This window comes from Anabaena azotica FACHB-119 (assembly GCF_014697625.1).
GTDB lineage: Bacteria > Cyanobacteriota > Cyanobacteriia > Cyanobacteriales > Nostocaceae > Trichormus > Trichormus azoticus_A.
Genome location: NZ_JACJSG010000003.1, coordinates 157,616 through 183,326, shown reverse-complemented (window position 1 = coordinate 183,326; position 25,711 = coordinate 157,616). Strand labels below are relative to the sequence as shown.

24 protein-coding genes, 1 tRNA gene and 1 pseudogene are annotated in these 25,711 nt (G+C 43.0%); 19 read left to right on the top strand and 7 right to left on the bottom strand.

What is annotated here, in order from left to right; translation table 11 throughout:
• Nucleotides 1–153 precede the first annotated feature (153 nt).
• The 4 genes and pseudogenes from H6G83_RS03300 to H6G83_RS03285 all read left to right on the top strand — a co-directional run bounded on the left by H6G83_RS03300 (nucleotide 154) and on the right by H6G83_RS03285 (nucleotide 7,531).
• A complete protein-coding gene (locus tag H6G83_RS03300) occupies nucleotides 154–1,482 on the top strand; it encodes an ATP-binding protein (protein ID WP_190466895.1) in 1,329 nt (442 codons plus the stop codon).
• Nucleotides 1,483–1,654: 172 nt separating this feature from the next.
• Nucleotides 1,655–2,992, top strand: a complete 1,338-nt coding sequence (locus tag H6G83_RS03295; RefSeq protein ID WP_190466893.1) for a PAS domain-containing protein — start codon at nucleotides 1,655–1,657, stop codon at nucleotides 2,990–2,992.
• A 366-nt stretch (nucleotides 2,993–3,358) separates the two neighbouring features.
• Nucleotides 3,359–3,562: pseudogene (locus H6G83_RS03290) on the top strand (PAS domain-containing protein); the annotation flags it as partial.
• A gap of 477 nt (nucleotides 3,563–4,039) precedes the next feature.
• Nucleotides 4,040–7,531: a PAS domain-containing protein gene (locus H6G83_RS03285; RefSeq protein ID WP_190466887.1), complete on the top strand. Its 3,492-nt coding sequence runs from the start codon at nucleotides 4,040–4,042 to the stop codon at nucleotides 7,529–7,531.
• 143 nt (nucleotides 7,532–7,674) lie between these two features.
• Here H6G83_RS03285 and H6G83_RS03280 read toward each other — a convergent pair whose 3' ends face one another.
• The 5 genes from H6G83_RS03280 to H6G83_RS35780 all read right to left on the bottom strand — a co-directional run bounded on the left by H6G83_RS03280 (nucleotide 7,675) and on the right by H6G83_RS35780 (nucleotide 10,825).
• A complete protein-coding gene (locus H6G83_RS03280; RefSeq protein WP_190466885.1) occupies nucleotides 7,675–8,289 on the bottom strand; it encodes a hypothetical protein in 615 nt (204 codons plus the stop codon).
• A gap of 165 nt (nucleotides 8,290–8,454) precedes the next feature.
• Nucleotides 8,455–8,697: a hypothetical protein gene (locus H6G83_RS03275; RefSeq protein ID WP_190466882.1), complete on the bottom strand. Its 243-nt coding sequence runs from the start codon at nucleotides 8,695–8,697 to the stop codon at nucleotides 8,455–8,457.
• Nucleotides 8,698–8,954: 257 nt separating this feature from the next.
• Nucleotides 8,955–9,036, bottom strand: a tRNA-Leu gene (locus tag H6G83_RS03270).
• A gap of 176 nt (nucleotides 9,037–9,212) precedes the next feature.
• Entirely contained in the window at nucleotides 9,213–10,400 is a 1,188-nt protein-coding gene (gene alr, locus H6G83_RS03265; protein WP_190466879.1) for an alanine racemase, read from the bottom strand.
• A gap of 299 nt (nucleotides 10,401–10,699) precedes the next feature.
• Nucleotides 10,700–10,825, bottom strand: coding sequence for a hypothetical protein (locus H6G83_RS35780; RefSeq protein ID WP_277876274.1), 126 nt, complete (start codon nucleotides 10,823–10,825; stop codon nucleotides 10,700–10,702).
• A gap of 90 nt (nucleotides 10,826–10,915) precedes the next feature.
• On the opposite strand from H6G83_RS35780, the gene H6G83_RS03260 reads away from it, so the two are divergent.
• Nucleotides 10,916–11,413, top strand: a complete 498-nt coding sequence (locus H6G83_RS03260) for an HNH endonuclease (RefSeq protein WP_067770367.1) — start codon at nucleotides 10,916–10,918, stop codon at nucleotides 11,411–11,413.
• Nucleotides 11,414–12,006: 593 nt separating this feature from the next.
• Here the strand turns inward: H6G83_RS03260 and H6G83_RS03255 are convergent.
• Nucleotides 12,007–12,240 carry a hypothetical protein gene (locus tag H6G83_RS03255; protein ID WP_190466876.1) on the bottom strand — a complete coding sequence of 78 codons (234 nt, stop codon included), beginning with the start codon at nucleotides 12,238–12,240 and terminating at the stop codon, nucleotides 12,007–12,009.
• Nucleotides 12,241–12,789: 549 nt separating this feature from the next.
• On the opposite strand from H6G83_RS03255, the gene H6G83_RS03250 reads away from it, so the two are divergent.
• The 14 genes from H6G83_RS03250 (at nucleotide 12,790) to H6G83_RS03185 (ending at nucleotide 25,180) form a co-directional block, all read left to right on the top strand.
• Nucleotides 12,790–14,073 (top strand): DHH family phosphoesterase, encoded by a 1,284-nt coding sequence (locus H6G83_RS03250; RefSeq protein WP_190466872.1) that lies wholly within the window; start codon nucleotides 12,790–12,792, stop codon nucleotides 14,071–14,073.
• A 227-nt stretch (nucleotides 14,074–14,300) separates the two neighbouring features.
• Nucleotides 14,301–14,714 carry a RusA family crossover junction endodeoxyribonuclease gene (locus tag H6G83_RS03245; RefSeq protein WP_190466868.1) on the top strand — a complete coding sequence of 138 codons (414 nt, stop codon included), beginning with the start codon at nucleotides 14,301–14,303 and terminating at the stop codon, nucleotides 14,712–14,714.
• Complete coding sequence (locus tag H6G83_RS03240; protein ID WP_190466866.1) at nucleotides 14,711–15,904, top strand: hypothetical protein; 1,194 nt, start codon at nucleotides 14,711–14,713, stop codon at nucleotides 15,902–15,904. The genes H6G83_RS03245 and H6G83_RS03240 overlap by 4 nt, the downstream gene beginning before the upstream one ends.
• A gap of 185 nt (nucleotides 15,905–16,089) precedes the next feature.
• Nucleotides 16,090–16,584, top strand: a complete 495-nt coding sequence (locus tag H6G83_RS35130) for a Shedu immune nuclease family protein (protein ID WP_313934962.1) — start codon at nucleotides 16,090–16,092, stop codon at nucleotides 16,582–16,584.
• Nucleotides 16,585–16,637: 53 nt separating this feature from the next.
• Nucleotides 16,638–16,871 (top strand): hypothetical protein, encoded by a 234-nt coding sequence (locus tag H6G83_RS03230; protein ID WP_190466862.1) that lies wholly within the window; start codon nucleotides 16,638–16,640, stop codon nucleotides 16,869–16,871.
• A 4-nt stretch (nucleotides 16,872–16,875) separates the two neighbouring features.
• A complete protein-coding gene (locus tag H6G83_RS03225; protein WP_190467041.1) occupies nucleotides 16,876–17,265 on the top strand; it encodes a type II toxin-antitoxin system VapC family toxin in 390 nt (129 codons plus the stop codon).
• Nucleotides 17,266–17,296: 31 nt separating this feature from the next.
• A complete protein-coding gene (gene sixA / locus H6G83_RS03220) occupies nucleotides 17,297–17,791 on the top strand; it encodes a phosphohistidine phosphatase SixA (RefSeq protein ID WP_190466858.1) in 495 nt (164 codons plus the stop codon).
• A gap of 113 nt (nucleotides 17,792–17,904) precedes the next feature.
• Entirely contained in the window at nucleotides 17,905–19,041 is a 1,137-nt protein-coding gene (locus H6G83_RS03215) for a citrate synthase (protein WP_190466854.1), read from the top strand.
• A gap of 453 nt (nucleotides 19,042–19,494) precedes the next feature.
• Entirely contained in the window at nucleotides 19,495–20,613 is a 1,119-nt protein-coding gene (gene nuoH, locus H6G83_RS03210) for an NADH-quinone oxidoreductase subunit NuoH (protein ID WP_190466851.1), read from the top strand.
• Between the two features lie 92 nt (nucleotides 20,614–20,705).
• Nucleotides 20,706–21,284: an NAD(P)H-quinone oxidoreductase subunit I gene (gene ndhI / locus H6G83_RS03205; protein WP_190467038.1), complete on the top strand. Its 579-nt coding sequence runs from the start codon at nucleotides 20,706–20,708 to the stop codon at nucleotides 21,282–21,284.
• Nucleotides 21,285–21,377: 93 nt separating this feature from the next.
• Nucleotides 21,378–21,995: an NADH-quinone oxidoreductase subunit J gene (locus tag H6G83_RS03200; protein ID WP_190466848.1), complete on the top strand. Its 618-nt coding sequence runs from the start codon at nucleotides 21,378–21,380 to the stop codon at nucleotides 21,993–21,995.
• A gap of 34 nt (nucleotides 21,996–22,029) precedes the next feature.
• Nucleotides 22,030–22,335 (top strand): NADH-quinone oxidoreductase subunit NuoK, encoded by a 306-nt coding sequence (gene nuoK, locus H6G83_RS03195; protein ID WP_006199065.1) that lies wholly within the window; start codon nucleotides 22,030–22,032, stop codon nucleotides 22,333–22,335.
• Between the two features lie 6 nt (nucleotides 22,336–22,341).
• Nucleotides 22,342–23,262 carry an NAD(+) kinase gene (locus H6G83_RS03190; RefSeq protein WP_190466845.1) on the top strand — a complete coding sequence of 307 codons (921 nt, stop codon included), beginning with the start codon at nucleotides 22,342–22,344 and terminating at the stop codon, nucleotides 23,260–23,262.
• 1,117 nt (nucleotides 23,263–24,379) lie between these two features.
• Nucleotides 24,380–25,180, top strand: a complete 801-nt coding sequence (locus H6G83_RS03185) for a GNAT family N-acetyltransferase (protein ID WP_190466842.1) — start codon at nucleotides 24,380–24,382, stop codon at nucleotides 25,178–25,180.
• Between the two features lie 269 nt (nucleotides 25,181–25,449).
• On the opposite strand, the gene H6G83_RS03180 is transcribed toward H6G83_RS03185, so the two are convergent.
• Nucleotides 25,450–25,653, bottom strand: coding sequence for a hypothetical protein (locus H6G83_RS03180; RefSeq protein ID WP_190466840.1), 204 nt, complete (start codon nucleotides 25,651–25,653; stop codon nucleotides 25,450–25,452).
• Nucleotides 25,654–25,711: the final 58 nt, after the last annotated feature.

Sequence of the window (25,711 nt, the reverse complement as noted above, 5' to 3'; positions counted from 1 at the left end):
CCATGAAGTTGCGCCGAATAAACAATGTAGAGACGTTGCATGCAACGTCTCTACAGCGCAGAATAAAGTGCATCTTCATCAAGAAACGGTATTAATATTTACTTTATAAATAACCTCTAAAACTCAGCATTGATAGCAAGTAAAGTAAAATACATGGCAAAGCTCAAAATCTCGAAAAAAACTTCAACTGCTCTAATCAACTCATTAGGCGCGGGAGTAGTCCCTAGATTAGGATTAGAACATATAGCAGTTGGTCGAGAAAAAGAACTTAAAAGCCTATCACAAAACCTTGATGATATTGCCGAAGGTGTAGCCGCATTTCGTTTTATAATTGGTAACTATGGTTCGGGAAAAAGCTTCATTCTTCAGATGCTGCGTAACCGAGCAATGGAGCAAGGTTTTGTAGTTGCTGACGCTGATTTATCTTCCCAACGCCGTCTAGCAGGAAGCAATAACGAAGGTTTAGCAACCTATCGCGAATTGATGAGTCGCCTTTCTACCAAAACTCGTCCTGATGGTGGTGCATTAGTTTCCATTCTGGAAGGATGGATTAATAAAATTCAGCAAGAAGTAGCTAAAGAAACTAATTTACGTCCCAATGATGAAGGTTTTGATGACCAAGTAGAAACCAAAATCAGAGAAGTTGTGCAGTATATAGAAGACTTAGTTCATGGGTTTGATTTTGGTAGCATTATTATTGCTTATTGGCGTGGCTATCGCTTAGATGATGATGATTTAAAAAACTCAGCTTTGCGTTGGTTACGGGGAGAATTTAACAATAAAACTGAAGCGAGAACAGCTTTAGGAGTAAGGGTAATTATTGATGACGATAGTTGGTATGACTATATCAAACTCTTAGCTAAATTTGTGGCTGAAATTGGTTATAAAGGACTGCTGATTTTCATGGATGAAGCCGTCAATCTCTACCAAATTGCTACTACAGTCACTCGTGAAAAGAACTATAACAGACTCCTAGCAATGTTCAATGACACCATGCAGTGCAAAGCCGAACATTTAGGTATTGTTATAGGTGGAACAACAAAGTTTTTAGAAGACCCAAATCGAGGACTTTTCTCTGACTTGGCTTGGCGTAGGCGGACAAAAGAAAGCCGTTTTGCTGCACAGCCGGATGTGCAAGAGTTTATGGGGCCAGTTATTCGTCTCAATCCTTTAACTGAAGCCGAAATTCTGACGCTATTGCAAAGACTAACGGAAATTCATGCCACTCATTTTGGTTATGACAAGGCTTTAAGCAATCGGGAATTACAGGAGTTTGTGCAAGAAATTGTCAGCCGTTTAGGAGCAGAAGCACTATTAACGCCAGGGGAAATTGTCCGGGATTTTATTAGTGTGTTGAATATTTTACATCACAATCAAAACATTAAGTTCAGCGATTTAATTCATGGTGCTAGTTTTAAGCCGACTGTGGCGGGTCAAAATATAGATGTAGATGAGGATAATGCGGCTGAATTTAGTTTGTGATGAGGAGGAATAAACAAGAATAGCGGGAATGTTGCCATAAGTTTGGAGAAAATTAACCGCCGATATACGCCGATAAACGCCGATAAGAAAGATTTGAGTTTTTTCCTCTTCTGCTTTCCCTAGCGATAGAATATTTTTTTAGTTGCCAATTCCCCTGCCCCCGTTTTTGATTATGGTAAAGCCTGATCAAATTTTAATAGTCATCAACGGCATCTCTCAAAGTGAGGGTTACACAAGCCAGTTACAACTGGATGAAACCTTCACTTACAGGGTTTTTACTGAGAAACAGGGTCGGGAAATTCTGCAAGTTTGCCGATCGCCATCAATCAACGCTATCCTCTTAGACTGTTCCTCATGCGATGTGGGTGAACTCCATCTTCTGCGTCAATTAAGGCAACATCTGGGTGAAAACTGTCCCCCAATTGTCGTCATTGGCAGTGGTGATGCCCAAATGGCGGTGCAAGCATTCAAGAATGGGGCAACAGATTATCTGATCCAAGAGCGGATGACCCCGGAACAATTGCGGTCAACCCTGCACAGTGCGATCAATACCCAACGGTATCAAAATCATCTGCAAGCCTCCGTGGAAACGATGTTAGACTGCTTTGGCATCTTCTCATCGATCCGCGATGAATCGGGGCAAATTGTAGATTTTCGCATTGATTATCTCAATCAAGCCGCTTGTGACAACAACCAGTTGCCCAAAGAAAAGCAGATTGGGCGACCATTGTGTGAGATATTGCCTCAACATCGAGAATCTGGATTGTTCGCTGACTACTGTCAGTTAGTGAAAACTGGGGAACCGTTGATTAAACAGGCACTCACCTATGAAGACAATTATGGGGAAAAACTGTTGGTGCGGGCATTTGATATTCGCGCAAGTAAGCTGAATGATGGTTTTGTGGCATCTTGGCGCGATATTACCGAAACGGTCATGCAGCAGAAACAAGCCCAAACTGCGATCGCACAACTCAACCGGGATTTGCTGAATCGGGTTGCGGAACTGCAAACCCTGTTAGATACTCTTCCTGTGGGGATTGCGATCGCCAACGACCCAGGCTGTACCCAAATGCAGAGTAATGCCTACATTCGTCAACTACTAGGCATTCGTCCCGGTGTGAACATTTCCAAAAGTGCGCCCCCCAATGCCCAACCTCCCTACCGAGTTTTCCGCAACGGACAAGAAATTCCAGCTGAAGACTTACCGATGCAGGTGGCTGCTAGGTTGGGTGTAGAGGTGCGAGACATCGAATTTGATATGCTACTGGCTGATGGCACAGTACGCCAGTTATTAGCCTACGCCGCTCCCTTGCGAGGCGACCAAAATCAGATTCGGGGTGCAGTTGGAGCCTTTTTAGATATAACCGAGCGTCACCAATTTACAACCGCTATGCAAGCCAGCCAACAACGCTATCAAGAGTTGGCGGAAGCAATGCCGCAGATGGTTTGGACTGCCGATGCCACAGGGGCATTCAATTACCGAAAAACTGGGTTTAAAGCCCCGCCCTAGAAGGGCGGCTTTTGTGGTAGTATAACTAATAGCGGTAAAGCGCACAAATAAAAGACGAAGTAGGTCAAGCGGACTGCTCCTGATCCGGAAAGACAGGTAGTATAAATCCGCGCATCTTGTACCGCCACTTGCTTTATGCCGGGAAACCCGTCCAACGCAGTGGCTGACAAATGTGGGAGTAAACGCAGAAATTAAAAACCTTTTCAAACGCGGTCGGGCAGTCCGTGTGAGCTTGTGGACGTATCCAAACGGAGAAAGTTGAATACTAGTATTCAGATTTCTAGAGAGAACGGATGAAGCAAGAATCCTCCCTCCGGGACGCTAACGCGAACGTCTCTTTAGAGCGAGGAGTGTCAATGGAATCAACGCTGGTACGAATATACAGGTTTGAGTGTAGATGAATCAATGGGTGCGGCAGGAGTCAACACCCTTCACCCAGATGATCGCGATCGCACCCTAGAACATTGGAGTCACTGTGTCAGTAGCGGCTCAACCTTCGAGATGGAGTACCGACTTCGCCGTGGGGATGGCGTTTACCGAAAAACTGGGTTTAAAGCCCCGCCCTTCTAGGGCGGCTTTTGTGGTAGTATAACTGATAGCGGTAAAGCGCACAAATAAAAGACGAAGTAGGTCAAGCGGACTGCTCCTGATCCGGAACCCTGGTAGTATAAATCCTAAATCTTGTACAAATGTGGGAGTAAACACAGAAATTAAAAACCTTTTCAAACGCGGTCGGGCAGTCCGTGTGAGCTTGTGGACGTATCCAAACGGAGAAAGTTGAATACTAGTATTCAACTTTCTAGAGAGGACGGATGAAGCAAGAATCCTCCCTCCGGGACGCTAACGCGAACGTCTCTTTAGAGCGAGGAGTGTCAACACTGGTTCATCAGTCGCAGCATACCCACAAAAGACCACAAGGGGCAAATTACAGGTTGGCTCGGTACAATTACTGATATAGACCACCAGAAGCGGTTAGAAGAACAACTCTGCCTGGTTTTACAAGCAGTCAATGGACTGGTCTTTGACTTTGACCTGATCACAAACAATGTGTATCGTTCAGAAAAGTTATTTGACCTCATAGGCGTTCACGCAGCAGATGCGCCACCCAGTGCCAATTGGTGGAGGGAACGGATTCATCCTGATGATATTGCTCGGTTACAAGAGAAATTACCCGAATTATTAGCCAGCGCAAATAACCTTTATGAAGCAGAGTACCGCGTCCGCCATGAAGATGGACGTTGGGTGGATATTTGGGAGCGGGGTTGTTTGGTGAGAAACCAGCAAGGGCAAGTCATTCGCATTGTTGGCTCAACGGTAGATATCAGCGAGCAGCAAGCTGCGCTACGCGAACGCAAACAGGTAGAACTGAACTTGCGCGAAGCTCACATTCAATTAGAAGCCGCTCTAGCAGCAGGTTCCGTTTACACTTGGCGTTGGAATATTACAGAAAATCGCCTGATTGTCAACCGTAGCCTTGCCCATCTGTTTGGTGTTGATGCAGAGAGTGCAGCAAAAGGATTACCCATAGAGCATTTTCTCAACGCCATTCACCCAGATGATCAGGCTCAGGTAAGGGTGGCAATTGAAGAGGCGATCGCCACTGGTGAAGAATACGTTAGCGAGTACCGCATCCGTAATACTGCCGGGGAGGAGCGCTGGGTAATTGCGCGGGGGCGGGTAGAATATGACACCAATGGCAATCCTCTAGTCTTTCCCGGTGCGCTGGCTGATATCAGCGCTCGCAAACAAGCCGAACTAGAGCGCCAACGCAGCGAAGCCTTGCTACGCGGATTTTTCGCCGCATCCCCCATTGCTCTGGCACTGTTTGACCGCGAACTACGATTCCTCTATGCCAACGAAGCCCTAGCACAGCTGAATGAACTACCCCTGAGTCAACATTTCGGTCGCACCCTGTGGGAAGTTGTACCGCAAATGGCTCCCCAGTTTGCCCCGATGCTGCTCCAGATTATGGAGACGCAACAGCCTGTACTCAATTTGAACTTCAACGGTGAAGTTAGACCGGGTGTATTTCGTAATACCATTGCCAACCACTATCCCGTATGTTTACCTAATGGTGAGGTGATTGGTGTGGGGGTGGCGGTGATGGATGTGAGCGATCTTACTCAGACCCAACAGCAACTGCGGGAGAGCGAAGAACGCTTCCGCACCCTAGCAGATAACATCTCTCAACTTGCCTGGATGACCGATGAAACAGGCTATATTGTCTGGTACAACCAACGCTGGTTTGACTACACAGGCACAACTCTAGAAGAAATGCAGGGTTGGGGCTGGCAGAAGGTACACCACCCCGACTATGTAGAATCGGTAACTCACAAGTTACGTCAACACCTGGAAACAGGGGAAATTTGGGAGGACACCTTTCCCCTACGCGGCAAAGATGGGCGGTATCGCTGGTTTCTCTCCCGTGCCGTGCCGGTGCGAGATGAGCAGGGTCAAATATTGCGCTGGTTCGGTACTAACACTGATATTACTGAACGCCAAGAAGCGCAAGAAAAACTCCGAAAAAGTGAAGCTGAGTTCCGCACAATTTCTAATGCTGCACCCGCCCTCGTCTGGGTCTGTGATGCAGAAGGCAAAAATGTTCTCTTTAACGAACGTTGGTATGAATATACCGGACAAACAGCAGCCGAAGCCTATGGTTACGGTTGGGTGGAAGTAATACACCCGGAGGATGCAGCCAGTATTATCCCCTATTGGCAACATTGCCAAAAAACAGGCAAAATCTATGAGGGTGAAATACGCTACCTACGTCATGATGGGGAATATCGCTGGCACGCTTTCCGCGCCTTGCCCAGACGGGGCGCTACTGGAGAAATTGAAGCTTGGTATGGTCTGAGTTTTGACATCAATGACCGCAAACAAGCCCAAGCCGCCCTGCAAGAGCGCAGTCAACATATCCAAATGCTGTATGAAACAACCCGTGATTTGCTCTCCTCCTCCCAACCCCTGACCCTGGCGGAAACCATATTTAACAAACTCAAGGAAATGATGGGGGTGGATGTTTACCTCAACTACATCCTTGATGAACAGCAGCAGAAGTTACATCTCACCTTCCACGGTGGCATCCCCCAAGAAGTAGCTCAACAGCTAGAATGGCTAGAACTGGGAGAAGCGATTTGTGGCACAGTCGCTCAACAGGGTCGCCAAATCGTCTGGGGTGATGTGCAAAATTCCCATGACCCCAAATTGCAATTAGCGCGATCGCTAGGAGTAACTGCTTGCGCCTGCCAACCCCTGATTGTACAGGGAAAAGTGTTTGGTACGTTGAGTTTTGGTAGCCTCAACCGCACCGCATTTACCCCATCCGAACAATCCCTATTCCAAGCTATATGCGATCAAATGGCGATCGCCCTAGAACGTTCCCAGCTTCTGACCTCACTACAGCAACAAACAGAAGAACTCATGCGGGTGAACCGGATTAAAGATGAGTTTTTGGCGGTTCTCTCCCATGAATTACGCTCCCCCCTCAACCCCATTTTGGGTTGGACAAAACTACTGCAAAAGCAAAAGCTGAATCCGGCGAAAACTACTGAAGCATTAGCTACAATTGAACGTAACGCCAAACTTCAAACCCAACTAATTGACGACCTTCTAGATATTGCCAAAATTCTCCGTGGCAAACTCACCTTACAAATAGCTGCCGTCGATTTAGTATTTGTGATGGAAGCAGCAATTGATACAGTCACAGCCGCAGCGATCGCTAAAAACATCATCCTGCATCCGGTACTTCCCCAAATCGGGCAGGTAGCCGGCGATGCAGTGCGACTCCAGCAGGTGGTTTGGAATCTCCTGTCCAACGCCATTAAATTTACCCCCAATTATGGAAGAGTAGATATTCAATTGCAACGAGTCGGCAATCAAGCCCAAATCACAGTCAGCGATACAGGTAAAGGAATTAACCCCAGCTTCCTACCGCATATATTCGAGTCATTTTGTCAAGAAGATGCTTCCACAACTCGCAAATTTGGCGGACTGGGGTTAGGATTAGCGATCGTCCGTCAGTTAGTTGAGGCGCATGGCGGAAGCATCACCGCAGACAGCCCAGGTGAAGGCTTAGGCGCGACATTTACAGTTCAATTGCCACTAGTAAATCTTGAGCCAGAAACCCCCCAGCCAGAAGCAGTATTTGAGCCAGAACCTGACCTCACCGGGATGCGAGTCTTAATTGTCGATGATGAACCCGATGCCCGTGAGCTAATAGCAGTTATACTTAACCAGTATGGGGCGCAAACCCTGACCCTCACCTCTGCAAAAGAAGTGCTAACTACCCTAGAATCCTTTCAACCCAATATATTAGTCAGCGATATTGGAATGCCAGAAGTAGACGGTTATTCCCTGATGCGACAGATTCGGGCTTTACCTGCAACCAAAGGCGGACAAATTCCCGCGATCGCCCTCACCGCCTATGCGGGAGAGATAAATCATCAACAGGCAATCTCAGCCGGCTTTCAACGCCATATCAGCAAACCCGTTGATTTCGATATTTTAGTTAGAGCGATCGCCGAACTTTGCTGTTAATTTTAGTTGGCGATCGCTTGCAATTGTCAATGCTTTGAATATATATTCACGTGTGATTTTTGAAATCTACGTAGGGTGGGCATTGCCCACCAAATACCAAACAGCTTTTGAAACTGTCACCTGTCACCTATCACCTGCTATCATTAAACAACAGCCAAAACAGGCTGAAAAGGTTGCAGCAAAATACCTAAAATCTTATCAACTTCTTTGATATAGTATTCAATTTCATCAATATAAACAATCGTCCCTTCTAAAAATAAAAACTTCCAATTAGTTCCCGTAGTCACAGCACCATAAACGCGCTCAACCTCATGATTCTTGCTTTGATTAAATAACTGCGCCGCCACCATCGCCGCCACACATTGACCAAGACCACCAATAATATCTTCCTTCTTAGCTTCAAATATAATAGTTACTGGAGCAGTAATATATAATTGTTCTTTAGAACCGCTAATGATATAATCACAAAATCCTTGTAAACCTCTTTGGGCATCGACATTAAACTCATTACCCGAAAAAAGAGAAACTTGGTTATTTAATAATCGCCTAACTTCCGCTAAAATAGGCGCAATTAAAAATTCCGACCTAGCTTTTTCAGTTGAAATAGATGTCGCTAAAGGAATGTAATCAATCAAGAGAGTTTTTAAAGTAGCAGAAGGTAGCACTGGCTGAGTGTCAACGAATAAATTACGGCTTTCGTCCAAAGCCAAGCCAAAATCATTTTTAACCTTTGCTAAGTTGAAATCACTGTAAGCCATTCCCTACCTTTACTTTAAATAAACAATACAAGCATTCTTATCTATAGAGCTTCCTAGCCTGCTGAGGTACACATTTATCTGCGTTTATCTGCGTTCCATTATTCTTGTCTTTACCTCATCAGAATAATAAAAGCCATAACAAATAAATCATTCTATGGCTTGTCTTTATTTATATTCACCTTGAGGATATCTAGTAATAGGGTCATCGGCTAAACAGCCGTAAGTCATATTAATAAAATTATGCCATTCTAACTTGTTAGTTTCATCCCCAGCCAACAAATCAATTCTTTTCTCCACAGGTTTGACTGTAACGATTACTTCTAACTCAGTTTCTTGCACATCTACAGGGATATCTAAATGCAATATCCCATCTTTACCAACATAAGAATTGATTTTGATACTTTGCATACTTTAATTAATTGTCATTCCCTTGAATATAGCAAACAACCACGATTGTGAGCTTTACTCCCATAGGATAAATTCATCCAATAGCCAAGGCTTTGTTTCGCGCAAAGTATTTAAAGCTATATGCCATATCTCAAAGTTCAAACCTAACGGTGACAAATGCTCCATCACTGTCAACTCTACAAGGTTAGTTGATTACTGGGGGAAACTAAATGTATACTAGTCACCAGCCCCTAAGCTTTAACTTCTTCTCATTTAAATGCGGATGAAAGGACTTGAACCTTCACTCCTCTCGGAACTAGAACCTAAATCTAGCGCGTCTGCCAATTCCGCCACATCCGCTTGTGCAACTATCCTAGTATAACACACTTTTTTAGGGAATAGGGAACAAGGAAGGAAAAATAGTAAAAATTGATAACAATCATCCACATAGCCATCACTAGATAGATGAGGACAGAGATTAATCAGCAAACCAATAAGAAAATGCTTCCCAATCCCCAGTCCCCAATCCCCAATCCCTACATCACCCCTACACGGGGTAGACGATGTTTAAAGCCACAGAGAATTTCCCAAGAAATGGTATTTAACTTTTCTGCCCAATCATCAGCTGTGATTCTTTCCTGACCCTGTTCACCTAATAAAGTGACTATTTCCCCTTCTTGTACATCTGGCACAGCACTCACATCTATCATCAACTGATCCATCGTAATCGCGCCGATTTGTGGTACTCGCTGACCGCGCAGCAACACCTGCATTTGATTCGATAGATTACGCGGTACACCATCAGCGTAACCAATACCCACAACCGCCAAACGCATTTCACGGGGTGCGATAAATTGATGTCCGTAACTCACGCCAGTACCCGCAGCAATTGTTTTCACATGGGTAACTCTGGCTTGGACTTGGATCACTGGTTTGAGGCTGATTGTTTTCTGTAAGTGAGGGGCTGGGTACAGTCCATACACAGCTAAACCTACACGTACCATATCGTAATGTAGGCGCTTGTCCGCGAGGGTAGCGGCGGAGTTGGCTAAATGCAGGCTAGGAATTTTAATCCCCAAAGCCTTGATTTGGGCGATCGCCTCCTTAAATCTTCGATGCTGTTCTGCCATAATGCTCGTATCTGGACTATCTGCCGTTGCTAGGTGAGAGTAAACACTAGCAATATCCAGATGGGGTAAACGGTCTACTAACTGCACAAACTCTCCAGCTTGTTGCCAATTAGTCCCCAATCGAGACATCCCCGTATCTAATTTAATATGCACAGGTATGGGGGAATCATGCTGCATTGTTTCCAAGGTATTGGAAAATATCAAAGCTTGTTTAGGACTACCGATAGTTGGTTGGAGTTGCCATTGAGCGATCGCTTGAATTTGTTCAACTGTATGGGTAGCCCCTAAAATCAAAATGGGCGCTTCAATTCCCGCCTCCCGCAATTGGATACCCTCTGGAACAGTAGCCACACCCAACCAACTAGCGCCCCCTTGCAACGCCGTCTGCGCCACCGTCACCGCACCATGACCATAAGCATCCGCCTTAACTACAGCCATTAACTGAGTATGCGGTGCTAAAAATTGCCTCAGTTGCTGCACATTATAAGATAACGCCTCCAAGTCAATTTCCACCCAAGCACGCTGAGAAAACCAAGCGTAAGTATCACAATGTTGATGAGAAGCCATACTAGAGGCAGGCTTGCGACTTAACATTTTTTAACTTCCTTTGCTCACACCACTGTGCAGATTTTTAACGTCCTTAGCCTTAGCGCATCTCACTTACACATCTTTTCATGTTGGTTGTTGACGGTTGACAGTTGACTGTTAACCTTGAACCGTCCACCGTCAACAAACCTCATAAGTGATCACGTAATTAAAAGCGCAATAGCTTTAGTTGTATTGAAAATTCTGATAATCACATCAGAGTTAATCAGGAAGTTTAACGCGCATTTCGCAACACAGACAACATACCTGGGTAAATTTTTTAGTCATTAGTCATTAGTCATTAGTCATTAGTCAGTTGTTATTCTCCCCTGCTCCCCTGCTCCCCCCACTCCCTCATCTCCCTCATCTCCCTCATCTCCCTCATCTCCCCCATCTCCCCCCACTCCCTCATCTCCCCCATCTCCCCACCCCAAAATTATGTCGGAAGTATAATTTATCTACCCCTCCCCAAGGAGAGGAAAACTGTGTTAATATATGTAAAACTAATACCTTGAGCTTGATCAATGGGGAAGGTTTTAGTATTAAATGCCTCTTACGAACCGCTCAATATAACGAGCTGGCGACGTGCTGCGGTTCTATTAATCAAGGGCAAAGCAGAACGTGTTGAACACAACGGCAGGTTTCTTTACTCTGACTTTCCGTTACCAACTGTAATCCGGTTGCGTCATTATGTCCGCGTTCCTTACAAGGAAATTCCACTAACTCGCCGCAATATTTTGCATCGCGATGGACACACTTGTCAATACTGTGGATACACTGGGGATGAGCTGACATTAGACCATGTTATTCCGCGATCGCGCGGTGGTGGCGATAGCTGGGAAAATATTGTGACGGCTTGCGTCCGTTGCAATGTCAAAAAAGGCAGTCGCACACCCCAAGAGGCCCGGATGCCTCTGCGCCATCAGCCTCGTCAACCGTACAGCAGCCTCTATTTTGAGGTCAGCAAACATCTGAAGAGTGGCTTGCATCAAGAGTGGCAAAAATATGTTATAGGACTTTGACACTAACACAATAATCTTAAGTACCCAGTCAATTGTCACCTAGAAGTAGGTGTGATAGTTGCTTGTCTAGTTGGTCGTACCAGATCAGCCTAAGATTAAGCCGCTTCAAGTACCAAACTGGGTATAAATCTTATTGTGCCTCTATCCAGCGAGGGATGTTTTACCCACGTAGGATGTAGGGGCATAGGCAATTAACCCGTTGAACAGCCAACAGCCTCCTATAATAACACATAAATTAATAAACGGCAAACTTAAGGCGCTATTTTTTCGCAAGATTTTCGTCATTATTCTCTCGTCTGTCCTCGTAGTAAGGACTTTAGTCCTTTTTTGGCGTTGCTGAATCAGAGTATGAAATGCCAAAATTATCTTGTTTATTCTTTGTAACTTTGCGTCTACCCTGCGGGAACGCCTAGTAGCGAATGTGCGCCACTCTCCTCAACGGGGGAACCGCACACAGGTGGCTTGCTTTTGTGACATCTTGCACTTTCTCAACAAGCATCTGGCTCCCTGCACTCCCCACCCTACGAAATAATAGGGGTTTTAGGCTTTGATTTTCGCCATAATGTAATGGTGCAAGATATAAGTTTTGCTTGTTAGCGTAGCGGGGCGTAGCCCGGTAAATTCATATTTTCAATCAGCAACGCCCTTTTTTGAGAGCTAAATTCATCTTTGCCAGACGCTGCTTGTAGCTTGCTTCCCCAAAGGAATAGACCACCAACCTTAATTGATTTATCCTGTTTAACTACTGGCGACAGCCTTAACTCATGTACTAGAAATTGGCTGTATTTGGGGTGAATGCAAAAACTTAAATCAGAAATTGTTGACAATGCTGCTGACAGTCATGACAGTCAATTGATACAAGACACCCTTTTGCCTTCAGAATAGAACTAAGGGTAAAATTGAATATTAGTCAATAAAACCTTGAGCCTAAATTTATGCCCAGCAAAGGATAGACTGAAATATGAGGTCGGAAATACACCCCAATCAAAGTAAACCTGGGGAATGTAAAAGATATGCCTGGTGGGAGTGATCAGCAAGACATAAATCTCGCAATATCAAACCATCCTTTTGAGGGGTAAATTAGCAAAAGCTGTGATAGCAAATAGCTTTAATACGCAACCTAATATAACAAAGATTGATCAGCCTTGAAAATGCCTTACCACAAATATAACGTCTTTGTTTTCATCCTGAATCACCATTATGGTGGAATCTGTCAAATTGCTGAATTACCATCTTGACAAAAAATATACCGAGATATGTATCCCCATATTGCTAGATTTTTGCGAAGATCAGAATGTGGGGTTAAATCAGTTAATTGCTGATGGCAATATCTCTGAACAAATCAATGGAGCCTCACATTTACAAAAACTTTGCATATGCAATTGAATTCTTCATTTAAGCAGTCTGAGAGTTTTTCATTGACTAAAGAGCCAAACCCTGAAGAACCTGAAGTAGACAAAGAAGCAGAAGTGACCATTACAAAACCATCCTTGCCCGCATCCATAGGTGAAGGAGTAGGTATATATACAGGACAACGGAACAATTCCCTTGCCTTTCAGAAGTCAGAAGAATTGCAAAAGACGCTATTATTACACCGCCATGAGCGTCAGTTAATTATATTGCAAGACTTCCCTGATCCAGATGCCCTTTCTTGTGCTTGGACTTACCAATTAATTGCCCAGCAATACGATATCAAGTGTGAGATTATTTATGCTGGGACTTTAAGTCACCAAGAAAATATTGCCCTAGTTAAATTGACAGGTTTACCCGCCCAGCGTTGGACACCGCAAACCCTCAAAGGTAAGGACTTATCCTGTTATCAAGGTCTGGTATTTATTGATAACCAAGGAACAACAAGTCAGCTATTGTCAGCAGTACAGCAGGCGGGTATTCCCATAGTAGCGGTGATTGACCACCACAGCTTACAGACAGATATCAAAGCGGATTTTGTTGATATCCGTCCTTATGTACGCGCCACAGCCACAATTTTTACTCAATATCTCCAGACTGGTCTATTGAGCTTAGATAGCAGTATCGGTCAGCACGTCAAATGTGCCACAGCCTTAATGCACGGCTTGCGTTCTGATACAAATCGACTGATGCAGGCGCAAGAGGAAGACTTTATGGCTGCGGCTTATCTGAGCCGATTTTATGACGCTCAACTGCTCAATGCCATTTTACAGGCAAACCGTTCTAAACGGGTGATGGATGTGATCGAGCGATCGCTCAAAAATCGCATTGTGCAGAACAACTTTTCCATTGCTGGTGTGGGTTACTTGCGCTACGATGACCGCGACGCTATCCCCCAAGCCGCAGATTTCCTAGTTACTGAGGAAAACGTCCACACTGCTGTAGTTTACGGCATTGTCCATGATGAAGATGACGAATTAGAAGTAGTCATTGGTTCCTTAAGGACTACTAAATTGACCCTAGACCCCGATGAATTTATCAAAGAAGCCTTCGGTCAAGATAGTACAGGTCGATTTTTTGGTGGGGGAAGAACAGGCGCTGGCGGCTTTGAAATTCCGATGGGTTTCTTGTCTGGGAGTAACGAAAACTCTGCCTATGCCAGGATGAAATGGGAAGTATTTGATGCTCAAATTAAGCAGAAATTGTTGAGGTTAGTTAATCCCAAGGATAACCCAATTCAGTCGGAGTGAGTCTGAGGCTAAATTACTCAGAACAAATAGCCAATTTCTCTTGAACAGATGAAGAAATTGGAGTTACTGAAATTTAAGTAATTGAATCTTAAGCCAAGAAAGAGATTTCTTGGCTGTCTATATATAGTGAAACTCGATACAATGAGGTATAAGTTTTCTCGGCTGAAGCAGTTATTTGGAGAAAATGCTGTAAGTTTGTATAGAAATGCTCAAAAGATAAACTGGGAATGCGAATAACATATTTACCTTTTGAATTTCTCATTAACAGACGACCTCTTTCAGTACAAGCCAACCCGAAAAGACTTCAACAATGGAAAAATTTTGTCCGCTCTGAGGCTCAAAACGTTTGGCAAGGTAACAGCCCAATTCAAGATGCTAATCTCCAGTTAACTCTAGTTTATCTTTGTGGTGATTCCCCACCTGACATAGATAATATTATTAAGCCAATTCAGGATGCACTTGTAGGCTTAGTTTTTGAAGATGATAGTTTAATATCAGATGTAGATGGTCATCGTCGGTTTTTATCTGAGCCAATTAAGAAGAAAAATTTACCTTTTTTATTACAGCAAGGTTTTCTAAATGCTCAAGAGTGTGTTTACGTAAAAGTGAGTGAATCTCAACCATTGGAGAAATACTTATGACTAACAGTAATAAAATTTTACATGATGAAAAGCTCAAATCTCTAGCGGACAAGTATGTAAGTGAAGGGTTTAACGTTTTAATTGAACCTAAAATAGAGCAAATGCCTTTTGACTTAGGTAATTACCAACCAGATATTATTGCTACTAAGGATAACTCAGGTTTAGTCATTGAAATCAAGAGTAGCCCCAACCGAATCTCTGTGGATCGTTTCCATGTTATAGCAGAGAAAGTAAGTCAGCATCCAGGCTGGCGCTTTTTATTAGTGACCCTTGAAGACGTAGAAAGCAAATCATTACCTGGAATATCGGAACAACTTCCTTCATGGCAAGAGTTAGTTGACAGATTTGAGCAAGCTCATAGACTTATAGAAAATCATGTTGAGCCAGCTTTTCTGTTTATGTGGAGTATTTTTGAAGGCGCTTTAAGAAGGCGAGCAGTTGATTTATCAATTCCTGTTGAACGTTTTCCAACAATAAGCTTAATAAAGCAAATGTATTCTTTAGGAGAGTTATCAATCCCTCAATTTGATATTATTCAAACTTATTATGAAGTGCGAAACAGTCTCGCTCATGGATACGTAGAGAATCTGAGCCATCAAGTTTTGTGCGATTTTGTAAATTTGGTTCATGAATTATTTATTGAATGGATAAATGAAGTTGAAATAAATCAAAAAATATCCGTAATTTGGATGAATATAGTCAAAAAAGAACAACAAGAACAACATAATATAAAAGAAATTATTGCTTCAAAATTAGCAAATCTTGATAAAGAAACACAAAATAAAGTAATATCAGAGATTAAACAACGCTCGCAAGAAGGCGGTCTAGAGACACACTATAATGAGTTTAAGCACCTAATTGATGAGTCTCTGGCTTCTGATGAGGATCAGAATAACCCTCAATTAAAAAGAAAGAAAATAACTTTCCAACAAAAAGCACAAATAGCACTTGATACGTTACAGGCTCAAGAGAAAGAAAGTATTCTTTCTACTATCCATCTCCTTCAGGAATCTCCTGAGCATTCGCAAGTTAAAACCCAGAAGTTGAAATCAAGTCCGTATTTTATTGCGAATGCTGGTATATATAGAATTGTATTTACATTGAACACAGAAGAAATAACTATTGTTGATATAGTTAACCACAATCGCCTTGAAGTATTATTTGGCTCAATAGAAGAGGCTAAAGCATGAAAGGTCTAGATAATTTTACCCTAGACCTAAAAAAGTGTCTGCGTGAACTTGAGGAATTTGAACATCTACTTAATACAAATCAGACCTTGAAAGAAACTCAAGATATCCTTCCTTTCTTTAAAAGGAGACTGCATTTATCAGCATTCATTGGTGTTTACGTTCCTCAAATTATTAGATTTAATTAAATAAAACATGAATTTACTTTTTATGGTGATTTTCGTGCCGATTTAGTGGTTGGGGATTCTATAAATAACACTTACTGTTTTGTTGAGTTTGAAGATGCTACCGAAGACAGTATTTTTATAAGTAAAGGGAGAAGTACATCGGATTGGTCGCCGAGATTTGAGCATGGATTTAGCCAAATAATTGATTGGTTTTGGAAGATTGATGATTTTAAGAATACTTCTTTATCTCGTTCTATTTTTGGCAGTGAAAATATAGAAATTTACGGCATTCTCGTAATAGGTAGGGATGCTTTTATTTCCGATATTGATAAAGCTAGATTAGAGTGGCGTTTAAATAAAGTGGTGGTAGACTCCCACAAAGTCATCTGTATTACCTTTGATCAATTGGCAAGAGATACTAGGGATAGACTTTTGCTGTATCAATCAATTAAGCCAACACAGTCACAAGATAAACAAGATATTTCCACAGATGAAAGCGATCGCACATCGTTGTAAGTTATGGCAAAATAGTTAATAAGATAGCCTAATGCGTGATTTGGTGAGTGTTAATGACACAGCAAGATTTGTTGAATGAATTTTTATCCTTACCTGTAGAAGCACAGCGTCAAGTAATTGACTTTATAGCTTTTTTACGGCAAAGATATGCAGTGGTTGAACCTGCAAAAGAACCAGTAGATGATAATTTAGCCAATGATAGTTTTATTGGTATGTGGCGCGATCGCCAAGATTTAACTGATAGCACTGCTTGGGTGCGTAGTGTGAGAGAAAATGAGTGGTCATAATCAAATGACTAATTTAACTATTATTGATACCGATATTTTAATTGATGCTGGTTATGGTGTTACTGAAGCAGTAAACTGTTTACAAACTCTCAAAGTAAACTCTGGCTTGGCAATTAGCATAGTTACACAAATGGAACTCATGATTGGTTGCGCTAACAAAGCGGAACTACAGACTTTAGAACGTTTTCTCCAACAGTTTCATATCATTAAACTTAGTCAAGCTGTTTCAGACAAAGCAGTTGATTTATTGCGGACTTATAGGCTAAGTCATGGCTTGCTAATTGCTGATAGTCTCATTGCAGCTACAGCAATAGTAGGAAATTACCCGTTTATCACAAAAAACCAACGAGATTATAGATTTATTCAAGGGTTAAACTTATTAATATATCCGTAACTGTTAATCCTTATTACTCAGTATAAACATCGTGGAACTATATCTATTTCGTCACGGCATCGCTGAAGAGAAACAAACTGGTATAAAAGATGAAGAGCGATCGCTCACCAAGGAAGGCAGGCAAAAAACTGAGCAAGTCGCTCATCGTCTGGTGAAACTAGACTTGGAATTTGATTTAATTGTTACCAGTCCTCTAGTTCGCGCAAGGCAAACAGCAGAAATCCTGTTAGCTGCTGGACTCAGTTCCCATTTAGAAGAGTCTAATCATCTTGCGCCCAATGGTCATATTTATAATTGGCTAGATTACTGGTTAAAACCGAAAAATTTCTCCCAAAATACCCAAATTGCCCTAGTGGGACATGAGCCTTGTTTAAGTAACTGGGCAGAAATTCTCCTTTGGGGGGAAGCCAAAGACAGCTTAGTCCTGAAAAAAGCAGGTATGATCGGAGTAAAACTGCCAGAAATTGGTTCACCTGTAGGTCGTAGTCAGTTGTTCTGGTTGACACCGCCCAGGTACTTGCTATAACAGTTTTGCAACTTTCTTTTCCAGAATTGTTGTGAGTTAGTTTACTGTTATGGCGGCAACGATTTCTGGTAAGTTAGCTTGATCAGATATTTCACAAAGCAAATGGTGTTGCCATGACGGTGTGCGAATACAAGCCTGGTTTAGAAGGCATTCCCGCAGCCCAATCAAGTATCAGTTATGTGGATGGGCAAAAGGGAATACTAGAGTATCGTGGCATTCGGATTGAGGAATTAGCTCAGAAAAGTACATTTCTGGAAACTGCCTATCTCTTAATCTGGGGCGAATTGCCAACAAAAGAAGAATTGCAAGCGTTTGAGGAAGAAGTTCGCCTCCATCGGCGGATTAAATATCGGATTCGGGATATGATGAAATGCTTCCCCGAAAGCGGTCATCCAATGGACGCTCTCCAAGCCTCTGCTGCGGCGTTAGGCTTGTTTTATTCCCGTCGAGATTTAACCAACCCCGTCTACATTCGGGATGCGGTAGTGCGCCTTATAGCCACTATTCCGACGATGGTAGCAGCATTCCAGTTAATGCGGAAAGGTAACGACCCCGTAAAGCCCCGCGATGACTTAGATTATTCCGCCAATTTTCTCTACATGCTCAACGAGAAAGAACCGGATGCTTTGGCGGCAAAAATCTTCGATGTCTGCTTGATTCTCCACGTTGAGCATACAATGAATGCTTCTACCTTCAGTGCGAGGGTAACAGCTTCCACCTTGACCGACCCCTACGCGGTGGTTGCTAGCGCCGTGGGAACCTTGGGAGGGCCGTTACATGGTGGAGCCAATGAAGAAGTAATTCAGATGCTGGAAGAAATTGGCTCCGTGGAGAATGTCCGCCCTTATGTTGAGGACAGGCTGCTACGCAAAGAAAAGCTCATGGGCTTTGGACATCGTGTGTACAAAGTCAAAGACCCAAGGGCAATAATTCTGCAAGAGCTTGCCGAACAGCTATTTGCCAAGTTTGGCGCGGATAAATACTACGACATCGCCCAAGAAATGGAACGGGTGGTGGAAGAAAAATTAGGTCACAAAGGGATTTATCCTAATGTTGACTTTTACTCTGGTTTGGTGTACAGGAAGATGGGCATACCTACCGACCTGTTTACACCAATATTTGCGATCGCTCGTGTTGCCGGTTGGTTAGCCCACTGGAAAGAACAACTCGAAGAAAACCGCATCTTCCGTCCTACCCAGGTTTATAACGGTAGACACAGCATCGCCTATACTCCTATTGAGCAACGTTAGCTAGGGACTGAGGACTGGGGACTGGGGACTGGGAGGAAAAAACTCAGTCCAATTAGCAGTCTAGTTTAATAGTCCAACATCTGGGAATCAGTAAATCGATAGCCAGCAAATAACCGTCGCCAAAAAGGAAGCGGCGTTTTTGTGATGCTTGAGTGAGGGACTGGGGACTCAATCAGTTATCAGTCAACAGTGAACAGTTATCAAGTGTACTTGTGTTAACTGATAACTGATAACTGAAACCCCCATAGTCCATCTCAATCCTACCTATAAGTAGAAGTTCTCATAGAGATGCAAAAGCCTCAAACCATCCAAGGATATACTAGGCATGGGAAATGGCAACAAATCTTCAATCAGGTGTCATCTCAGCAGAGATATTTATGGGTGTAGTTGCAGCTATTAGTTTAACTAATGATTGTAGCTGCACCATGACTTGATGACTTAAAGAGCGAAAACATGAACTCAGGAATTGACCTCCAAGGAACGTTTATTAAATCCCTAATGGATTTAGGAATCCCACAAGGAACAGCTAAAGCGATTTGGATGCCTCTGCCCATGATCCTCATGCTCATTGGGGCTACTGTGGGCGTGCTGGTTTGCGTATGGCTAGAACGGAAGATTTCGGCAGCCGCACAACAACGGATAGGCCCTGAGTATATCGGGCCATTGGGTTTGTTGGCTCCGGTAGCGGATGGTCTGAAGCTGGTATTCAAGGAAGATATCGTCCCGGCTCAGGCTGACCCTTGGCTATTCACCCTCGGCCCCATTCTTGTAGTCCTGCCGGTATTTCTGTCTTATCTAATTGTTCCGTTTGGACAGAATATCCTCATTACTAATGTTGGCACAGGCATATTTTTGTGGATTGCTTTATCTAGCATCCAACCCATTGGTTTGTTGATGGCTGGTTACTCATCTAATAACAAGTATTCCTTATTAGGTGGCTTGCGAGCAGCAGCGCAGTCAATTAGTTATGAAATTCCCTTGGCGCTGAGTGTGTTGGCGATCGTTATGATGTCCAATAGCCTCAGTACCGTGGATATTGTCAACCAACAATCAGGCTACGGTATCCTGGGCTGGAACATTTGGCGACAACCCCTCGGTTTTATCATCTTCTGGATAGCCGCCCTAGCAGAATGTGAACGTTTGCCCTTCGACTTACCCGAAGCAGAAGAAGAACTAGTAGCAGGTTATCAAACCGAATATTCAGGGATGAAATTCGCCCTGTTCTACCTCAGTTCCTACGTAAACCTCGTGCTTTCGGCTCTGTTGGTAGCAGTATTATACCTGGGTGGTTGGGATTTCCCCATTCCCATCAATCTATTAGCTAGTTGGGTAGGTGTGAGCGAAGCAAACCCGGCGTTACAGGTAGTTAACGCTGCTTTGGGTATCACCATGACCTTACTCAAAGCTTACTTTTTAATATTTACTGCCATCCTCTTACGTTGGACAGTACCACGGGTACGCATTGACCAATTGCTAGATTTAGGATGGAAGTTTTTGTTACCAGTTGGTTTAGTGAACCTACTATTAACCGCAGCCCTGAAACTCGCCTTTCCCGTCGCCTTCGGCGGGTAATAGCTAATCGGTAATCGGTAATGGCAAAGCCAATCATTACCAATTACCCATTACCAATTACCCATTACCAAAAAAGAGTAGAGAGACACAAAATGTTAAAGTTCCTGAAGCAAGTCGGCGATTACGCCAAAGAAGCAGTACAAGCTGGTCGTTATATTGGTCAGGGGCTAGCTGTAACTTTTGACCATATGCGCCGCCGTCCTGTCACCGTACAGTACCCATACGAAAAACTAATTCCTGGGGAACGGTTCCGTGGTCGCATCCACTATGAATTTGACAAGTGTATCGCTTGTGAAGTCTGTGTGCGGGTATGTCCGATTAACTTACCTGTAGTGGACTGGGAATTTGACAAAGCCACCAAGAAGAAAAAGCTCAATCACTACAGTATCGATTTCGGTGTTTGTATCTTCTGTGGTAACTGCGTTGAGTACTGCCCAACTAACTGTTTATCAATGACAGAAGAATACGAACTGTCAACTTACGATCGCCATGAACTCAACTATGATAGTGTGGCTTTAGGTCGTCTGCCCTACAAAGTTACAAACGATCCAATGGTGACACCACTACGGGAACTAGTTTATCTTCCCAAAGGTGTACTAGACCCCCACGATCTACCCGCCAACGCACCCCGCGCTGGCGCACGTCCAGAAGACTTGGTAGAAAACGGCTAATAGGTAATAGCCAATTGGTAATGGCAATTACCCATTACCCATTACCCATTACCCATTACCCATTTATTCGCATATCAAAAAGGATCAAAAACAGTGAATCTAGCGGAAGGAGTACAGGTTGTTTCCTTTGGCATACTAGCTACGATGTTGATTGGGGCTGCCCTTGGTGTGGTGTTAGCATCCAGCATCGTCTATTCTGCCTTTTTGCTGGGGGGTGTATTCATCAGCATTGCCGGAATATACCTGTTGCTAAATGGTGATTTTGTTGCAGCCGCCCAAGTGCTGATTTATGTCGGTGCGGTAAACGTACTCATTCTGTTTGCCATCATGTTGGTGAACAAGCGCCAAGATTTTACGCCCTATCCTAGTACGAATGTCAGGAAAATCTTGACGGCGATCGTCAGTGTGGGATTATTCGCCCTGTTGAGTACGATGGTATTGGCTACACCTTGGTCTTACTCAACTACTCCGAAAGCTGGAGATGGTTCGATAATTTTGATTGGTGAGCATTTCTTTAGCGATTTCTTGTTACCTTTTGAACTAGCTTCTGTTTTATTGTTGATGGCAATGGTGGGAGCAATTATTTTGGCACGTCGTGAGTACCTGCCAGAAGTTACACCTGGAGACTTGTCGCAAACTGTATTGACATTGCCAGAACGTCCTAGAGAATTGGTAGGTGCTGGTAGCGACAATCAAGAACAATTAAGATAGCCAGCAAGATTTTTCTGAAGAAATACGAGGATTCATGCAACTCCAATACTTTTTATTACTTGCAGCAGCTTTATTTTGCATCGGCATTTATGGTTTAATTACCAGCCGTAACGCTGTGCGTGTGTTGATGTCAATTGAATTGCTGCTGAATGCTGTTAATCTGAATTTAATGGCATTTTCCAACTTTCTTGACTCAACATTAATTAAGGGTCAGGTTTTCACAGTCTTTGTGATCACTGTGGCAGCTGCTGAAGCGGCGGTTGGGTTAGCGATCGTGCTTGCCATTTATCGCAACCGTGATACCGTCGATATGGAGCAGTTTAATCTCCTGAAGTGGTAATTGCGTGTGCAACTCAAGCAGGTAATCATTGCTTATAAGGCGCGAGACTCTCAAAGCAAACGATGGGCTGAACTCTGCGCCAAGCAGCTAGAAAATCGCAATTGTCAGGTTTTGATGGGGCCTAGCGGGCCAAAAGATAACCCATATCCCGTGTTTTTGGCTTCAGCTAGTCAACCAATCGACCTGGCAATTGTCTTAGGTGGCGATGGTACAGTCTTAACCAGCGCCCGACATTTAGCCCCAGCCGGTATCCCCATTCTCGGAGTGAATGTAGGGGGTCATCTGGGCTTTTTGACCGAATCAGTTGACGAATTTCAAGATACAGAAAAAGTCTGGGACAGGTTATTTGAAGACCGCTACGCCATTCAACGGCGGATGATGTTGCAAGCGGCGGTGTATGAAGGACATCGCACAAACTTGGAACCAGTTACCGACATATATCTGGGGTTGAATGAATTTTGCGTCAAACCCGCCTCAGCCGATCGCATGATTACTTCTATCCTAGAAATGGAAATTGACGGTGAGGTAGTAGATCAATACGTAGGCGATGGTTTGATTATCTCCACACCCACAGGTTCCACTGGTTACACAGTTTCTGCTAGCGGCCCCATCATGCACGATGGTATGGAAGCCCTTACCATCACCCCTATCTGTCCCATGAGTCTTTCTAGCCGTCCGATAGTTCTTCCCGCAGGTTCTGTTGTGAGTATCTGGCCTTTGGGAGACTATGATTTAAGCACTAAGTTGTGGATGGACGGGGTTTTAGCCACTTCGATTTGGCCTGCACATCGCGTTGATATTCGCATGGCTGACTGTCGGGCTAAGTTTATTGTGCTGCGGGAAAACAATTCCTACTATCAAACCCTACGCGAAAAATTGCTTTGGGCTGGTACTAGGGTTCGCTACAACAACAGTCAACAAAATTAATTCATAATTCGTAATTCGTGATTAAGAATTAGCTAGCGGGTTACGAATTTTACTTAGGAACTTCCAGATAAAAAAATATCTAAAATGTAGGGTGCGCCAGTGAGATAGGACTTACGCAAGTGTCATAATCAAACTAACTGTAAGGTGCGTCAGCCCCGATAATTTCGTCCAGATTCAAGGATGTTCTACATCTGACGCACCCTACAATTGTTCCAGTTGCGTCAGTCCTGCCTTATTTGGGCTTGAGTTTTGATTGTTTTACGAATTAAACTGACCTGAGTTCGACGGCTGAAAAACCCCACCTCCATTCCTCTCCCCTAAGAGGCTACGGTGTACACACAAGTCATATAAACTTGTCCCACGGCGTTTTGATCCCCCCTAGCCTTAAAAAAGGGGGGAAGCTCTCAAAGTCCCCCTTATTAAGGGGGATAATGGGGGATCAAATGATCTGTTTGGCTCAACATAGAGATGTGTGTACACCGTAGCCCCTAAGAGGAGAGAGGCTTTAAAAGCCTAATTTATCTTTGATATTTCATACTCTACACTCCCCTCTCCTCGTAGGAGAGGGGTTGGGGGAGAGGTCAAAACCCCACTGGTCGAACTCACGTTAAACTGTTTATTACGAAACAACAAAACTAATACCAATTCAAAAAATATTTGCAACACATCGATTATCTGTAGGGACGCACATCTGTGCGCCCCTACTGTCGCATTCTTTTTTCAAATTGGTATAATATTCACAGTAACAATAAAATTAAACCAATTATCAGCACTTCACTACCATCAAGGTAATTACTAATTAAGTTAGTTATCTAAACTTGATATTCAAGGATTTCTGTATCGTAGCGCCAGATTTTTATTATCAGTTAAGTGCATAATAAAACCACATTACTACATTAACTCTTCTGGAGTATTTTGTTGTCAAAAAATGCCTGAGTCGCACTTTGACACATGAATAAATCAAGTTCTCTGTTGGTATAGCAGTTAGCAGATATAGCAGGGGACAGGGGACAGGAAAGGGAACTAAGTCCCGCTATCCCCTGTCACCTATCACCTGTTATATAGCCAGTAAATCCTCAAAGTTAGGATATCTTTACACCTTTAAGTTGGAAGACAGATGGAAATTTCATATCGCCACATCAATTCCCCACTTCGTCCTCCTACTGTCAAAGATTTTCCCACCCTAGAAACCGATAAATATATTCTCAAACTTGCGGAAACTGAAGAAGAATTAGTATCGATTTTTCACCTACGGTTTGAGGTTTTTAATCTAGAACTAAGTTTGGGACTTTCTACTTCTAGGCTGACGCAAATGGATCAAGATGAGTTTGATACAGTTTGTCATCATTTGATGCTAATTTCTAAACTTACAGGTAAAACTGTAGGTACTTATAGAATGCAAACTTATAAAATGGCTTCTCAAGGCTTAGGTTTCGATTCAGCCGATATATTTGACCTGCAAACAATTCCTGATTCTATATTACAGAAATCTGTAGAAATTGGACGTGCCTGTATAGCAAAAGAATATCGCAGTCTTCAAGCTCTTTTAATGTTATGGGAAGGCTTGACTAACTATCTGATTATAAACTGTAGTAAATACTTTTTTGGCTGTGCTTCATTATCAACACAATCACCTGTAGAAGCCGCTTGTGCTTATCATTATTTTAAAAAAAATAATTTTACCCACAAGAAAATATTAGTGTATCCACAATCTACCTATTCTCTAGATATACCCGAAAAATCTCCAGATTCATGTAATGTAGAAATTCCCAATATTTTACAGGCATACTTTAGTATTGGTGCTAAAATTTGTAGTTTACCTGCGATTGATAGGCAGTTTAAAACTATTGATTTTTTAACTATAGCTAATGTTAAAGAGTTTTCTAGATGGCATTATCCTACTTGTTTTACTCAGTAGCAGTTATTTATAAGCATTGCATTTCACTTCTTTTCACATATCAGTAACTTTAGGCATGACTCACAGTATCATGGTTGTGGCGATGCACTCCCCTACGTAGACTTGCAAAAATTAAGTATAAATCCTATACCAATTAGCAGATTTTTATTTTTTAAACTCAATTATAGTATCTAATAAAACTGTAGCATTTGATGAAGTTATTAATAATGATGATAATTCCATTATTGTCTTGTTAACTTACATCTTGCACCAATCTCTTATTGCTAAAATCACAAGCTAGAAAGCTGATTATTTCGTAGGTTGGGGAGCGCATCGCCACCTGCTGCCAAAAAGAAGGTGCAAGATATCAGCCTCCCACGGGCGCGATGAACGCTACCGCAAAATATGAAAGAAACACAACTATTCTCTATTTTCTTGTTTCTGTAATCTGTCACCTGTGTTTCTTGAGAGTTAACAAAATATAATATTGACACAATAAAATTAGTGATATAGCCTTTTGATTTACATTGTATCTACGCAATTTAAACATCC